This is a genomic window from Bordetella genomosp. 1, assembly GCF_002261335.1.
GTDB lineage: Bacteria > Pseudomonadota > Gammaproteobacteria > Burkholderiales > Burkholderiaceae_B > Bordetella.
Map to the genome: position 1 here is coordinate 131,620 of NZ_NEVL01000006.1, position 13,302 is coordinate 144,921.

Annotated in this window: 12 protein-coding genes; 5 read left to right on the top strand and 7 right to left on the bottom strand. The window is 69.6% G+C overall.

All coding sequences use genetic code 11. The features are described from left to right. Positions 1–57: 57 nt before the first annotated feature. From CEG14_RS22740 to CEG14_RS22750, 3 genes are all read right to left on the bottom strand, one after another. Positions 58–1,929, bottom strand: a complete 1,872-nt coding sequence (locus CEG14_RS22740; protein ID WP_094828957.1) for an LTA synthase family protein — start codon at positions 1,927–1,929, stop codon at positions 58–60. Between the two features lie 384 nt (positions 1,930–2,313). Next, on the bottom strand, positions 2,314–3,240 hold the full coding sequence (gene kdgD / locus CEG14_RS22745; protein WP_094828691.1) for a 5-dehydro-4-deoxyglucarate dehydratase: 927 nt from the start codon (positions 3,238–3,240) through the stop codon (positions 2,314–2,316). A gap of 200 nt (positions 3,241–3,440) precedes the next feature. Beyond that, positions 3,441–4,175, bottom strand: coding sequence for a FadR/GntR family transcriptional regulator (locus CEG14_RS22750; RefSeq protein ID WP_094828692.1), 735 nt, complete (start codon positions 4,173–4,175; stop codon positions 3,441–3,443). Positions 4,176–4,334: 159 nt separating this feature from the next. Between CEG14_RS22750 and CEG14_RS22755 the strand changes: the two genes are divergently transcribed. The 5 genes from CEG14_RS22755 (at position 4,335) to CEG14_RS22775 (ending at position 8,953) form a co-directional block, all read left to right on the top strand. Then, the gene (locus tag CEG14_RS22755; protein ID WP_094828693.1) at positions 4,335–5,147 is read left to right on the top strand and encodes an NAD-dependent epimerase/dehydratase family protein; all 813 of its coding nucleotides are present in this window, start codon (positions 4,335–4,337) and stop codon (positions 5,145–5,147) included. A gap of 1 nt (position 5,148) precedes the next feature. Next, a complete protein-coding gene (locus tag CEG14_RS22760) occupies positions 5,149–6,033 on the top strand; it encodes an SMP-30/gluconolactonase/LRE family protein (protein ID WP_256985934.1) in 885 nt (294 codons plus the stop codon). A gap of 85 nt (positions 6,034–6,118) precedes the next feature. Next, a complete protein-coding gene (locus CEG14_RS22765) occupies positions 6,119–7,102 on the top strand; it encodes a TRAP transporter substrate-binding protein (protein ID WP_094828694.1) in 984 nt (327 codons plus the stop codon). A gap of 10 nt (positions 7,103–7,112) precedes the next feature. Continuing rightward, a complete protein-coding gene (locus CEG14_RS22770) occupies positions 7,113–7,679 on the top strand; it encodes a TRAP transporter small permease (RefSeq protein ID WP_094828695.1) in 567 nt (188 codons plus the stop codon). Further along, entirely contained in the window at positions 7,670–8,953 is a 1,284-nt protein-coding gene (locus tag CEG14_RS22775; RefSeq protein ID WP_094828696.1) for a TRAP transporter large permease, read from the top strand. Before CEG14_RS22770 ends, CEG14_RS22775 begins: the two co-directional genes overlap by 10 nt. Positions 8,954–8,975: 22 nt before the next feature. Here the strand turns inward: CEG14_RS22775 and CEG14_RS22780 are convergent, their stop codons facing one another. The 4 genes from CEG14_RS22780 to CEG14_RS22795 form a co-directional block, all read right to left on the bottom strand. Then, positions 8,976–10,325, bottom strand: a complete 1,350-nt coding sequence (locus tag CEG14_RS22780; protein ID WP_094828697.1) for a sensor histidine kinase — start codon at positions 10,323–10,325, stop codon at positions 8,976–8,978. A 9-nt stretch (positions 10,326–10,334) separates the two neighbouring features. Next, positions 10,335–11,039, bottom strand: a complete 705-nt coding sequence (locus CEG14_RS22785) for a response regulator transcription factor (protein ID WP_094828698.1) — start codon at positions 11,037–11,039, stop codon at positions 10,335–10,337. A gap of 31 nt (positions 11,040–11,070) precedes the next feature. Beyond that, the gene (locus tag CEG14_RS22790; RefSeq protein WP_094828699.1) at positions 11,071–12,486 is read right to left on the bottom strand and encodes an FAD-binding oxidoreductase; all 1,416 of its coding nucleotides are present in this window, start codon (positions 12,484–12,486) and stop codon (positions 11,071–11,073) included. A 148-nt stretch (positions 12,487–12,634) separates the two neighbouring features. Continuing rightward, on the bottom strand, positions 12,635–13,294 hold the full coding sequence (locus CEG14_RS22795; protein ID WP_094828700.1) for a BPTD_3102 family carboxylase-like protein: 660 nt from the start codon (positions 13,292–13,294) through the stop codon (positions 12,635–12,637). Positions 13,295–13,302 lie beyond the last annotated feature (8 nt).

Genomic DNA, 13,302 nt, shown 5'->3' on the forward strand with positions numbered 1-13,302 from the left:
AGCGCGCGCCGCCCCAAATGAAATCCCCGGCCTGGCCGGGGATTTTTTTACTTGCGTTCAGCGCTTCGCGGCGTCCTGCGGCGGCAGGCGGTACTTGCCTTCGCGGTAGGCCCAGCTCGGCCACAGCGCGTGCGCCAGCGCCTCCTCGGCGAGCTCGGGGTGCGCGCCGACTTCCGCGTAGCCCTCTTCCTGGTCGAGCGGCCTGCGCGTGTATTCGTAGATGTGCACCGGCTTGCGCGGCTCGATCACGGCCAGCGTGTTGCCCTTCAGATAGCCGAAGTTGTCGCCGTACTGCATGATCGCGCGATCGGGATCGCGCACGGTCAGGTCGGCGCCCAGCAGCGGATTGACGTTGTCCAGCCCCATCAGCGAGAGCAGGGTGGGCGCCATGTCGATCTGGCTCACGATGCGGTCGTCGCGGCGCGGCGCGATGCTGCCGCCCAGGATCAGCGCCGGAATCTGGAAGTGGCGCACCGGCACGAGGTTGGCGCCGTAGACGCGCGAGTCGTGGTCGGCGATAACCAGGAACACGGTGTTGTTCCAATAGGGCGCCTGGCGCGCGCGCTCGAAAAACTTGCCCAGTGCCCAGTCGGCGTAGCGCACGGTGTTGTCGACCGAGGCCGGGTCGCCCTGCGGCGTGATGCGGCCGGCCGGATACTCCCAGGGCGAATGGTTGCTCACGGAGAACGCCAGCGTGAAGACGGGCTTGTCGCCATCGTTGCGCAGCAGGCGGTCGACCTGGTTGAACATGTCCTCGTCCGAGGCGCCCCACGAGCCCACGAACACCGGATCCACGAACGACTTGCGGTCGACGATCTCGTTGAAGCCGTTGCCGAGGAAGAAGCCGCGCATGTTGTCGAAGTGCGATTCGCCGCCGTAGACGAAGCGCGAGTGGTAGCCGTGCGCGCCCAGCAGCGCGGCCAGCGTGAAGAAGTTGGTCTGCGAGCGCGGCAGCTTCACCACGGCCTCGGCCACGGTGGGCAGAAAGCCCGCGGTCACCGCCTCGATGCCGCGCACCGAGCGCGTGCCGGTGGCATAGGCCCGGCCGAACATCCAGCCCTGCTTGCCCAGCGCATCGATATGGGGCGTCAGGTCGCGCCCGCCGAGGCTGCCGACGTACTGCGCGCCCAGGCTTTCCTGCAGGATGATGACCAGGTTCAGCGGCTTGTCGCGCCGCACGCTGGCGCGCTGCACGTGTTCGCTGGGATAGGCGGGATCGAGCGCCGGCGCCGTGAGGCCGGCCGCAGCGCGCACGACCGCGTTCATGCGGTCCACGGGCAGCGGCGGATAGAGCGCGGCCGACGAGCGTTCGTCGCGCATGCGGTAGGCCGCGTCGATCACGTTGTAGAGCGAGTTCAACGGCAGCGTGTTGACCATCGCGTCGCTCGAGAAGGCCACCACCGACGGGTTGATCGGGCGGTGCTGCAGCGTGCCGCGCGCGGCCAGCACCGTGAGCGCCACGATGGCGAGCGTGGCGAGCGGGCGGCGCCACCAGCGCATGAACGGGTCGGGGCGGCCCACCGGGAACAGGCGGCGCGACAGCCAGGCCGCCAGCACCAGCACCACGAAGGCGCCGAACAGCACGCCCTTGTAGCCCTCCCACAGCATGCCGGCCACCTCGCGCGGATGCACCAGGTACTCGAAATACAGCCGGTTGGGCCGGGTGTCGTACTCGGCGATGAATTGCGGCGTGGAGACTTCGAGCAGCACGAACAGCATCCACCACAGCCGATACCACCAGGCGGTCAGGCGCACCGCGAATGGCCGGTGGCCGAACCACGGCGACAGCGCGGCCGGCAGGCCCAGCACCATCGCGCTCAGGCACAGGTCGATGCGCCAGCCGCCCAGCAGCACCGGCCACAGGCCGCCCGCCTCCTGCACGCGCTCCCAGAGCCAGAACGACAGGGCGAGCCGGCTCAGCGTGAGCATGACCAGCACGGAAATCAGGAAGCGGAGGGTAAGCCGGCGCAAGAGGCACTCCAGGGCGGCGTGGCGGTCCGGCGCCTCGCCCGGCAGGCGAGGCCGGCGCGGCAGGGACGCGGGGCTCGGCGTCGCACGGGCGGCTCCGCAAGCGGGAAGCCAGGGCCGGACGACGGGGCAGGACCGGAAGCGGGACGGCGGCGCAATGCGCGCCCGAGGCCGACGCCAGTTTCAGGGAGCCAGAAGCATACTCGCCCGGCGTCAAATTTCCGTCAAAGATTCGTCAAGACGGGCTCCGGGAGTGTCACCAATCGAAAAAAAAACGGCCTACCGGATCAACGGCAGGCCGCGAGCAGACCCGGGCGCGGTGAGCGCCCGGGCAAGGGGAACGGATCAGCGCAGGGCTTCCGGCTCCACCGCCTTGATCAGGTCGGCGAGGATCTGGCGCTCGGCGTCGTTCAGTTCGGTCAGCGGGCTGCGGACCGGACCGGCCGCGTGGCCGACCAGTTCGGCGCCGGCCTTGATCATGCTGACGGCGTAGCCGGCCTTGCGGTTGCGCAGGGCGATCAGCGGCAGGTAGAAGCGCTTGAGCAGGTCATTGACCGTGGCAGTGTCGTTGGCGCGGATGGCTTCGTAGAAGCGCACGGCGGTGGCGGGGATGAAGTTGAACACGGCCGACGAGTAGGTGTTCACGCCCATGGCCAGGTAGGCCGGTGCGAACACTTCGGCGGTGGGCAGGCCGCCCACGTAGACCAGGCGGTCGCCGATGCGGTTCTGGATCGACATCATCAGTTCGATGTTGCCCACGCCATCCTTGAAGCCGATCAGGTTGGGGCAACGGTCGACCAGGCGCTCGACGGCGTCGGCGTTGAGCTGCGAGTTGGCGCGGTTGTAGACCACGACGCCCAGCTTGGTCGATTTGCAGACCGCTTCGACGTGATCGACGATGCCGTCCATGCTGGCTTCGGTCAGGTAGTGCGGCATCAGCAGCACGCCGCTGGCGCCGTTGGCTTCGGCAGCCTGGGCGTAGGAGATCGCCGCGCGGGTGCCCTGGCCGACACCGGCCACGATCGGGGTGTCTTTCTTGCAGGTCTCGGTGGCCGCACGCACCACGTTGGCGTATTCGCCCAGCTCCAGCGAGAAGAACTCGCCGGTGCCGCCGGCCGCGAACAGCACCGAGGCGCCGTAGGGCATCAGCCATTCCAGGCGCTTGCGGTAGGTCTGCTCATTGAACGAGCCGTCGGCGGCGAAGTCGGTCACCGGGAACGACAGCAGGCCATTGCCCAGGAGATGTTTGAGGCTGGCGTGGTCGAAATACATGGAAAGCTCCGTGGTGTCTCAATGCGCCGCAGGCTCCCCCGGAACCGGATGGCGGCGTTCATCGGTTGTGATCGTGCCGCCGGGTCACGCGACCCGGCAGTTGCGGCCAGACAGGGCGATTTGCTCGCCGCCGTCCAGTTGTACGACATCGTATATCTGAAACGGCCGTAATACAAGTACGGTGTTGCAGCGAGGGGAAATCAGCGGTCCTGGGCGCGGCGCAGGCGTTCGCGGCTGTTGCTCAGGTGCATGCGCATCGCGGCTCGGGCGGCCTCCGGATCCTGGCGCGCGATGGCCTGCCAGATGTCCTCGTGCTCCTGGTTCACGCGCGCCAGGTACTGCTCGCGGTCTTCGTGGGCGATGCGCGCCGAATTGATGCGGGTGCGCGGGATGATGGCCGAGCCCAGGTGCGACATGAGGTCGGCGAAGTAGCGGTTGTCGGTCGCCTGGGCCACCAGCAGGTGGAAGCGGAAGTCGGGCGTGACCGTGTCGCCGCCGTGTGACAGGCAGCCCTTGAACTCGTCGAGCGCGCGGCGCATGTCGGCCAGTTGCGCGTCGGTGCGGCGCAGGGCCGCCAGGCCGGCGGCCTCGCTCTCGAGGCAGATGCGCAGCTCGAGCAGCACCAGCACGTCGCGCACGGTGGCGATGTCGGCCGGATCGACGCGGAAATCCGTGCCGCCGGAGGGCTCGAGCGCGTAGGTGCCCACGCCGTGATGGGTCTCGACCAGGCCGGCCGCCTGCAGGCGCGACAGGGCCTCGCGCACCACCGTGCGGCTCACGCCGAACTGGCGCATGATCTCGGATTCGGTGGGCAGCTTCTGCCCGGGCGCGATGTCGCCGCCCCGGATCCGCTCGGTGATGGATTCGACCAGGCCTTGCGCCAGATTGCGCGGACGGCGCTGCGGCAGCGAGGTGGTTGCGGGGGCAGTGCTCATCGAGGGATATCCCGGGTGACGTGGTGCTTGACGCTAAAATTTGGGGCTCATTATACTGCCCGGACGTTGTACGATAACGTACCTGATGCACACGGAGCTACCCGGCATCACCCTGCCCCGAGGCACCGTAGGCCCCCCACACGCTGAGCGCTGCACACGATGACCATGGACTCCCTGGCAGGACGCAGTCGACGTTTGCTTCTCACCGGTGCCGCCGGCAACCTGGGCCAGGTCCTGCGCCCGAGGCTCACGGCCTGCACCGACATTCTGCGGGTTTCCGACATCGCCGCGCTGGGCCCCGCCCTGCCGGGCGAGGAATCCATGCCTTGCGACCTGGCCGACGCCGCGGCCGTGGATGCGCTGGTGCGGGACTGCGACGCGATCGTGCACCTGGGCGGCGTCTCCGTGGAACGTCCGTTCGACGAGATTCTGCCGGCCAACATCCAGGGCGTCTACAACATTTACGAGGCCGCGCGCAGGCACGGCGTGCGCCGCATCGTCTTCGCCAGCTCCAATCACGTGATCGGCTTCTACCGCCAGGGCCAGGTGATCGACGCGGAGGTGCCGCTGCGACCCGACGGCTACTACGGCCTGTCCAAGGCCTACGGCGAGAATCTGTCGCGCTTCTACTTCGACCGCTACGGCATCGAGACGGTCTGCCTGCGCATCGGCTCCTCGTTTCCGGAGCCGCGCGACCGCCGCATGCTGGTGACCTGGCTCAGCTACGACGACCTCGAACAACTGGTGCGCCGCGCGCTCTACACGCCGGACGTCGGCCACCTGATCGTCTACGGCGCCTCGGCCAATCGCGACCGCTGGTGGCAGGACGAGGCGGCCGCGCGGCTCGGCTACGTGCCCAAGGACAGCTCCGAACGCTTCCGCGCGCAGGTGGAGGCGCTTCCCGCCCTGCCTGCCGAAGACCCGGCGGCCCAATTCCAGGGCGGCGCCTTCGTCAAGGCCGGGCCGTTCTGACATGGCCGCCTGCCAGCGTATCGGCGACATGCTGTGCGAGGTGGGCGAAAGCCCGCTGTGGCACCCGGCCGAACAGGCGCTCTACTGGACCGACATTCCCGCGCGGCGGCTCTGGCGCCACGATCCCGCCAGCGGCGCGAACCACAGTTGGACGCTGCCCGAGATGGCGGGCTGCATCGCCCGCACCGCAGACGGCTGGCTGCTGGCCATGCAGACCGGCATCTACACCCTGCCCGCGCTGCAGCCAGGCGCGCCGGCCGGCGCGCTCGCCCGCGTGGCCGGGGTCGCGCATGCGGCGGCGCAGATGCGCTTCAACGACGGCCGCTGCGATCGCCAGGGCCGCTTCTGGGCCGGCACCATGATGATGGACATGGCCGCGGCCGAGCCGGTCGGGCGCCTCTACCGCGTGGCGCAAGGCCGGCTGGCGCAGCCGCTCGCCGACCCCTTTCTCACGCCCAACGGCATGGCGTTCAGCCCCGACGGCCGCATCATGTATGTGTCGGACTCGCATCCGCGCCGGCCGCCGGCCGTGTGGGCCTACGCTTACGACGCCGACACCGGCACGCCGCATACGCCGCGCGTGTTCATCCCGGCACTGGCCAGCGGCCGGCCCGATGGCGCCGCCGTCGACGCCGACGGCTGCTACTGGATCTGCGGCAACGACGCCGGCCAGGTGCACCGCTACACGCCCGCGGGCAAGCTCGACCGCAGCATCGCGCTGCCGGCCGCCAAGCCGGCCATGTGCGCGTTCGGCGGCCCCGACCTCGCCACGCTCTACGTCACCTCGATACGCCCCGCCCACAGCGCGGCCGACGCCCTGGACGGCGCCGTGTTCGCGCTGCGCCCCGGCGTGCAAGGCCTGGAGGAACCCGCTTACGCCGGCTAGCCACCCGCGCCGGCCCGCGCCGGCACCGTACCCCTCGATTTGAAGCGCATCCCATAACACGACATAAACTCCTCCGGAGGTAGACATGCCGCGCTTGACTTCACTGCGTGCCGCGCTCGCCGCTGCCACGCTCCCCTTCGCGTTCGCCGGCGTTGCCGCACAGGCCGCCGACCTGCGATCCGCCGACATCCATCCCGACGACTACCCCACCGTGCTGGCGGTGCGCCACATGGCCGAACAGGTCAGGCAGCGCAGCAACGGCAAGCTCAACATCAAGGTGTTCTCGGGCGCCGCGCTGGGCAACGAGAACGACTCGATCGAACAGGTGAAGCTCGGCGCGCTGTCGATGGCGCGCGTCTCGAGCGCGGCCATGCACAACATCTGCCAGACCACCCGCGTGCCGTCGCTGCCGTTCCTGTTCCGCTCCAAGGAGCACCTGCACAAGGTGCTGGACAGCGACATCGGCGAGCAGATCCTGAAGTCGTGCGAGAAGGCCGGCTTCATCGGGCTGGCCTGGTACGACAGCGGCTCGCGCTCGATGTACACGCGCAACAAGCCGATCAAGACGGTGGCCGACACCAAGGGCATGAAGATCCGCGTACAGCAGTCCGACCTGTCGGTGGCCATGGTGGAAGCGCTCGGCGGCAACGCCACGCCCATGCCGATGGGCGAGGTCTACACCTCGCTCAAGACGGGCCTGGTCGACGCGGCCGAGAACAACTTCCCGAGCTACGAAAGCGCGCACCACTACGAGGTGGCCAAGTACTACTCGCTGACCGAGCACACCATGACGCCGGAGATCCTGCTCTTCTCCAAGCGCCAGTGGGACAAGCTGTCGAGCGACGACCAGAAGCTGCTGCGCGACGCGGCGCGCGAATCGGTGCCCTACATGCGCAAGCTCTGGGACGAACGCGAAGGCAAGTCGCGCGCGATCGTGGAGAAGGCCGGCTCGCAGATCATCGAGCCGGACAAGGCCTCGTTCTCGGCGGTGATGAAGCCGGTCTACGACAAGTTCGTGACCACGCCCGAGATGAAGGACCTCGTGGCCCGCATCCAGGCCGTGAAGTAGGGAGAGCGCCATGTCCGCGCAAACCGCTGGCCGTGCGGCCACGGAGGCGGACGGCGAGGGCCAGGCGGCCCTCGCCGCGCCGCTGTCCGCCTATACCCGGGGCTGCGCCTGGCTCGCGCGGGTCTGCCTGAAGCTGAGCCTGGCCGGTCTGATCCTGCTGCTGCTGGCGGTCTCGCTGCAGATCTTCGGCCGCCACGTGCTCAACAACACGCCCACCTGGGCCGAGAGCCTGTCGCTGCTGCTGGTGCTGTTCGTGACCATGCTGGGCGCCGCGGTCGGCGTGCGCGACGCCGGTCATATCGGCTTCGAGTCGCTGGTCGAGCTGCTGCCGGCGGGCGGCCAGCGCAACCTGAAGTTCGCGATCCATGCGCTGGTGCTGGTGTTCGGCCTGCTGATGGCCTGGAACTGCGCCGTGCTGGCCGAATCGGTGTCCGACTACGCCATCCCCAACCTGGGCATCTCGGAGGCCTGGAAATACGTGCCGGCCACGATTTCCGGCGTGCTGATCTCGCTGTTCTCGATCGAACACATCGTGGCGCTGGCGCGCCACCAGAAGGTGGAAAAAGCATGGCACTGACACTGCTTTCCGTCTCGTTCATGGCGCTGCTGGTGATCGGCGTGCCGGTGGCGTTCTCGATCGGCCTGGCCTCGATCACGGCCATCTGGTACGAAGACCTGCCCATCGCGGTGGCGTTCCAGCAGATGACCTCGGGCATGAACGCGTTCTCGTTCCTGGCCATCCCGTTCTTCATCTTCACCGGCGAGCTGATGCTGTACGGCGGCATCGCCGACCGCATCGTGGCCTTCGCCAAGTCGCTGGTGGGCCACGTGCGCGGCGGCCTGGGCATGTCGAACGTGGTGGCCTGCACGCTGTTCGGCGGGGTCTCGGGCTCGCCGGTGGCCGACGTCTCGGCCATGGGCTCGGTCATGATCCCGATGATGAAGCGCGAGGGCTACTCCGCCGACTACGCGGTGAACGTGACGACCCACGCGGCGCTGGTGGGCGCGCTGATGCCGACCAGCCACAACATCATCATCTACACGCTGGCGGCGGGCGGCAAGGTGTCGATCGCGGCGCTGATCGCGGCCGGCGTGGTCCCCGCCATCATCCTCACGCTGTGCAATCTCGCGGCCGCCTACCTGGTGGCTCGCAGGCGCGGCTACCCGGCCGGCACCTTTCCCGGCTGGGCCATCGTGCTGCGCTCGATGGTGGCCGCGGCGCCGGGCCTGTTCGTCATCGTGCTGATCCTGGCGGGCATCCTGAGCGGCGTGTTCACCGCCACCGAGTCGGCGGCCGTGGCGGTGCTGTATGCGCTCGCGCTCACGGTGTTCGTCTACCGCTCCCTCGCCTGGGATCAGTTCACGCGCGCCGCGGCCAAGGCGGTCAAGACCACCGGAGTGGTGCTGCTGCTGATCGGCATCTCCGCCACCTTCGGCTACCTGATCGGCCTCTACGGGGTGGCCGAGAAGACGGGCGAGCTGATGGCCAGCGTGTCGACCAGCCCGTGGGCGATCTTCCTGATGGTGAACATCGCGCTGTTCCTGCTGGGCACGTTCCTGGACATGGCGGCGACGATCCTGATCTGCACGCCGATCTTCCTGCCGATCTGCATGCAGTACGGCATGAGCCCGGTGCAGTTCGGCATGGTCATGCTGATCAACTGCGCACTGGGCCTGAACACGCCGCCGGTCGGCACCACCCAGTTCGTGGGCTGCGCCATCGGCGGCGTGTCGGTGGGCACGGTCATGCGCACCATCTGGCCGTTCTATGGCGCGCTGATCGCGGCGCTGGCGCTCGTGACCTACGTGCCGGCGTTCTCGATGTGGCTGCCGGGCGTGCTGCTGAACTGAACCGGCGCGCGGCGCTGACGGATCAGGCGGCAGACGGCGGCGGCGCGGGCGCGTCGGTGCCGTCCAGGCGCAGCACGAAGCGCGTGCCGCGATCCTCGGCCTCGCGCGACGAAAACACCTGCAGCGTCCAGCCCTGCATGTCGCACACGCGCTTGGCGATCGCCAGGCCCAGGCCGCCGGGCAGCTCGCCCGCACCGGCCTCGCCGGAGTCGCGCAGGCGGCCGCTGTAGTAGCGCTGGAACACGAACGGCAACTCTTCGGGCGCGATGCCCCGGCCGTTGTCGGCCAGCACCAGCGCGCCCTCGATGTCGAGCGAGGCCACCAGCTCGGCCGGGGCCGCGTGCTCGATCGCGTTGCGCACGAGGTTGCGCAGCACGGTCAGCAGCGCGTAGCGATCGAGATTGCGTTCGATGTCGTCGGGAATGGCGTTGACGAAGCGCAGCCCGGCCTGCTCGGCATTGACGGCAAAGCCCTGCCAGGCGTCGCGCATGCATTGCGCCAGGTCCACCGGCTCGGGCGGGCGCGGCTGGTCGCGCGCCAGCGCACGCGCGCTCTCGAGCGAGCTGGACACGCTGTCGACGTTGTCGACGATGCGTTGCAGGCGTGTGCGCACCGGCGCGGCCAGGCCCGGGTCGAGCAGCATCATCTCGCTGTCGGAACGGATGCCGGCCAGCGGCGTACGGATCTCGTGGCTCAGATTGGCGGCGAACTCGCGCTCGCGCGCGATCGAGCGGTCGACCTGGTTCTGGACCCGGTTGAAGGCCTCGATCAGCCGCCCGGCCTCGTCGTCGCGCTGCACCGCGAGGTCGGCCGCGCCGGGCGCCCAGTTCGACAGCCGCTGCGTCAGGTCCACCAGCGGCCCCACCGCGACGGCCGCGATGCGGCGCGACAGGCCGTAGGCAAGCACCACGCAGATCGCGCCGATGCCGAGCACGAACAGGCCGAAGTTCTGCACCCGCTCCTCGTTGTCGGTGGCGTCGTAGAGGAGGTAGACGCGGCCGCGATGCCGGCCGGCATCGGCCACCATCACGTGCCAGGTCTCGGCGCCGGGCTCGATCATGGTGAGCCCGTTGTCGAGCCCGCGCAGCGGCAGCGGCAGCATGTTGTCGGGCTGGCCCGGGCCGATCAGCCAGGCCCGCATCGAGCCGCCCAGTTCGCGCGGGCCCTGGCCGCCATCGGCCATGAAGCGCTCGCCGGTGGCCAGGTGCTGGATCAGGCGCTCGGTTTCGGTGGTGAGGATGTCGTTGACCAGATCGTCTTCCATCTGGTCGAAGGTCAGGTACGACAGCAGCGCCAGCACCGTCACGAACACCGTGACCGTGCCGGTCAGCGCCCAGACGACGCGCTGCGTCAATGCGCCGGGTCGGCTCATGGCGCTCCCTCAGCCCTTGGGCGCCGTGATGCGCCAGCCCGTGCCGTGCACGGTCTCGATGCCGTCGAAGCCCGCATCCGACAGCGCGCGGCGCAGCAGGTGCATCTGGCTGCGCAGGGCATCGGAGGCCGGCGGCTCGTCGCCCCACAGCACCGATTCGAGCGCCTCGCGCGGCACCACGCGGCCGGGGTCGCGCAGCAGCGTCTCGAGGATCAGGGTGGACTTGCGCGCCAGGTGCACCACCTGGCCGGCCACCTGCACCTCGCGCGTGCGGGTGTCGAGCGTGAGCGCGCCGCAGCCCAGCACCGCATCGACGACCGCGCCGCGCGCACGCTGGATCAGGGCCAGCAGCCGCGCGTGCACCTCGGCCAGCGCGAACGGCTTGGTGAGGTAGTCGTCCGCGCCGTGCGCGAAACCGGCCAGCTTGTCTTCGAGTCCGTCGCGCGCGGTCAGCACCAGCACCGGCAGCGGCAGGCGCCGCTCGATGCGCATGGCGTGCAGCACGGCATGGCCGTCCAGGCCCGGCAGGCCGATGTCGAGCACCACCGCGTCGAAGCCATGCTCGTCGAGCAGGGCGAGCGCGGACTTGCCGTCATAGGCGGCGTCCGGCACGAAGCCCTTGCCCAGCAGGTATTCGTAGAGATTGCCCGCGATGGTGAGATCGTCTTCGACGATCAGCACGCGGTAATTCTTGCCGGCAGGCAGTTCCACCATGGCTCGCTCCAGAGGCTGTGGCCGCCGGCGCTCAGGCCTGCAGCACCTTGCCGGGGTTCATCAGCCCCTGCGGATCGAGCGCGCGCTTGATCCGCTTCATGAGGCCGAGTTCGAGTTCGCTCTTGTAGCGCGGCAGCTCGTCGCGCTTGAGCTGTCCCACGCCGTGCTCGGCGCTGATCGAGCCCGAGAAATCCAGCACGCTGCGATGGACCACGTCGTAGACCTGCGGCTGCATGGCCAGCAGGTCGGCCTCGGTCTGGCCGGGCGCGCGCGCCACGTTGTAGTGCAGGTTGCCGTCGCCCAGGTGGCCGAAGATCACGTTTCGCACGCCCGGGAAGCGCGCCTGCAGCAGCGCGTTGGTGGTGTGCACGAACTGCGCGATCGACGAGATCGGAATCGAGACGTCGTGCTTGACCGCCTTGCCCAGCTCGGCCTCGGCCAGCGGAATGCTTTCGCGCAGATGCCAGATCGCCTGGCTCTGCGCCAGGTTGGCGGCGATGGCGGCATCGGTCACGAGGCCGTCCTCGATGGCGGCGCCCAGCACCGCCTCGAAGCGTTCGCGCGCATGGGCCTCGCTTTCGCTGTCGGACAGCTCGAGCAGGGCGAACCAGGGCGAACGCAGGCTCTCGCCCTCGAACGGCAGCCGTTGCTGCGGGAACAGCTTCACCACGGCCTGCAGGCAATCGCCGGCCATCAGCTCGAAGCCGGTGAGCGAAGCGCCGAAGCCGGCACGCGCGCGCGACAGCACCTCGACGGCGGCATCGATCGAGTCGAGCGTGAGCAGCGCCGTGCACGACGCGACCGGCAGCGGGTACAGCTTGAGCGTGGCGGCCGTGATGATGCCCAGCGTGCCTTCGCTGCCGACGTACAGATCGCGCAGGTCGTAGCCGGTGTTGTCCTTGCGCAGCCCGCGCAGGCCATGCCAGATCTCGCCGTCGGCCGTCACCACTTCGAGGCCGAGCACGAGTTCGCGCGCGTTGCCGTAGCGCAGCACCTGGGTGCCGCCCGCGTTGGTGGCGAGGTTGCCGCCGATGGTGCAGCTGCCCTCGGCCGCCAGGCTGAGCGGGAACAGGCGGCCGGCCTGCTCGGCCGCGTCCTGCACGGCCTGCAGCACGCAGCCCGCTTCCACGGTCATGGTGTCGTTGTCGGTGTCGATGGCGCGCACGCGGTTCAGGCGCGCGGTGCTGATGACCACGGCGGCGCCGCTGTCGTCGGGCGTCGCGCCGCCGCACAGGCCGGTATTGCCGCCCTGCGGCACGATGGGCGCGCCATGCGCGAGGCAGGCGCGCACCACGGCCGCGACCTCTTCGGGGGAACCCGGCCGCACCACTGCCTGCGCGCGGCCGCGATAGCGGCGGCGCCAGTCTTCGAGATAGGGCTCGGCATCGGCGCCGGTCAGTACATGGGCGGGGCCCAGCAGGGACTGCAGATCGGTAAGCAACGACATCGTGATCAGCTCGCACGGGGCCGCCGGCGCGAGCCGGACGGCGCAGGTCCAGGAATGCGGCCTATTGTAGTGTGCGGCCGCCCGGCGCTGGCGGGAAATGCCGCCCCGCGGCGGGCGCGGGACCCAACGCGAATCGGACCTGCGCGCCCTAGCTGGCGGCGCGGTGATCGCTCCAGTCGGTGATGCGGTCGAGGCGCGAGCCAGTGAGGCCCGAGCAGAAGGCCGGCGACGCGATGCGGTTGAGCAGGAAGGCGCGGTCGGGCATGGCGAGGCCGGGCATGTCGCCGATGGCCTGATAGGCGCGCCGCAGCGCATCGCCCCGGGTCACGCCATAGACCACCAGATGCGCGCCGGAGCGGCCGGACGCGACGCAGGCGCCGATGCGCACGTCGAGCGTGTGCGGGGCCAACGGCTCCAGCATGCAGGCCGGCGCGTCGGTGTGCTGCTCGACGCAGGCATCGAGCAGCCGGAACATGCCGGTGGCGTCGTCGAGCGAAAACGAGACGGTGCCCATGCCGCGCCATCGGCGATCGATGGCGATCTGGCGGGCGACGGCGCGCAGGGCCTGCTCGATGCCTTGCGCGAGCCGCGGCGCGGGACATTCGGCGATCAGGACGCGGGCTTCGCGCCAGACGCTGCGCTCCCAGGGACGGCCGGCCAGCACCTCTTGCTCGCCGGCGTGCACATGGAGATCGAGCCGGCGTTCGAGTCCGGCGGCCGGGCCGGAGTGGCCGCTGGAGCCGCCCGGCGGCAAGCGGCGGCGATTCGCGCCGCGCCCGCTTCCGACAAAGGACACGTTGGCTCCCATGGGCCACC

Bases quoted from the DNA above. Each gene is read 5' to 3' on its own strand.
- CEG14_RS22770 (WP_094828695.1), top strand. From the start codon at position 7,113: ATGTCCGCGCAAACCGCTGGCCGTGCGGCCACGGAGGCGGACGGCGAG.
- CEG14_RS22790 (WP_094828699.1), bottom strand. From the start codon at position 12,486: ATGTCGTTGCTTACCGATCTGCAGTCCCTGCTGGGCCCCGCCCATGTA.
- CEG14_RS22780 (WP_094828697.1), bottom strand. From the start codon at position 10,325: ATGAGCCGACCCGGCGCATTGACGCAGCGCGTCGTCTGGGCGCTGACC.
- CEG14_RS22775 (WP_094828696.1), top strand. From the start codon at position 7,670: ATGGCACTGACACTGCTTTCCGTCTCGTTCATGGCGCTGCTGGTGATC.
- kdgD (WP_094828691.1), bottom strand. From the start codon at position 3,240: ATGTATTTCGACCACGCCAGCCTCAAACATCTCCTGGGCAATGGCCTG.
- CEG14_RS22765 (WP_094828694.1), top strand. From the start codon at position 6,119: ATGCCGCGCTTGACTTCACTGCGTGCCGCGCTCGCCGCTGCCACGCTC.
- CEG14_RS22740 (WP_094828957.1), bottom strand. From the start codon at position 1,929: ATGCTCACGCTGAGCCGGCTCGCCCTGTCGTTCTGGCTCTGGGAGCGC.
- CEG14_RS22795 (WP_094828700.1), bottom strand. From the start codon at position 13,294: ATGGGAGCCAACGTGTCCTTTGTCGGAAGCGGGCGCGGCGCGAATCGC.
- CEG14_RS22785 (WP_094828698.1), bottom strand. From the start codon at position 11,039: ATGGTGGAACTGCCTGCCGGCAAGAATTACCGCGTGCTGATCGTCGAA.
- CEG14_RS22755 (WP_094828693.1), top strand. From the start codon at position 4,335: ATGACCATGGACTCCCTGGCAGGACGCAGTCGACGTTTGCTTCTCACC.
- CEG14_RS22760 (WP_256985934.1), top strand. From the start codon at position 5,149: ATGGCCGCCTGCCAGCGTATCGGCGACATGCTGTGCGAGGTGGGCGAA.
- CEG14_RS22750 (WP_094828692.1), bottom strand. From the start codon at position 4,175: ATGAGCACTGCCCCCGCAACCACCTCGCTGCCGCAGCGCCGTCCGCGC.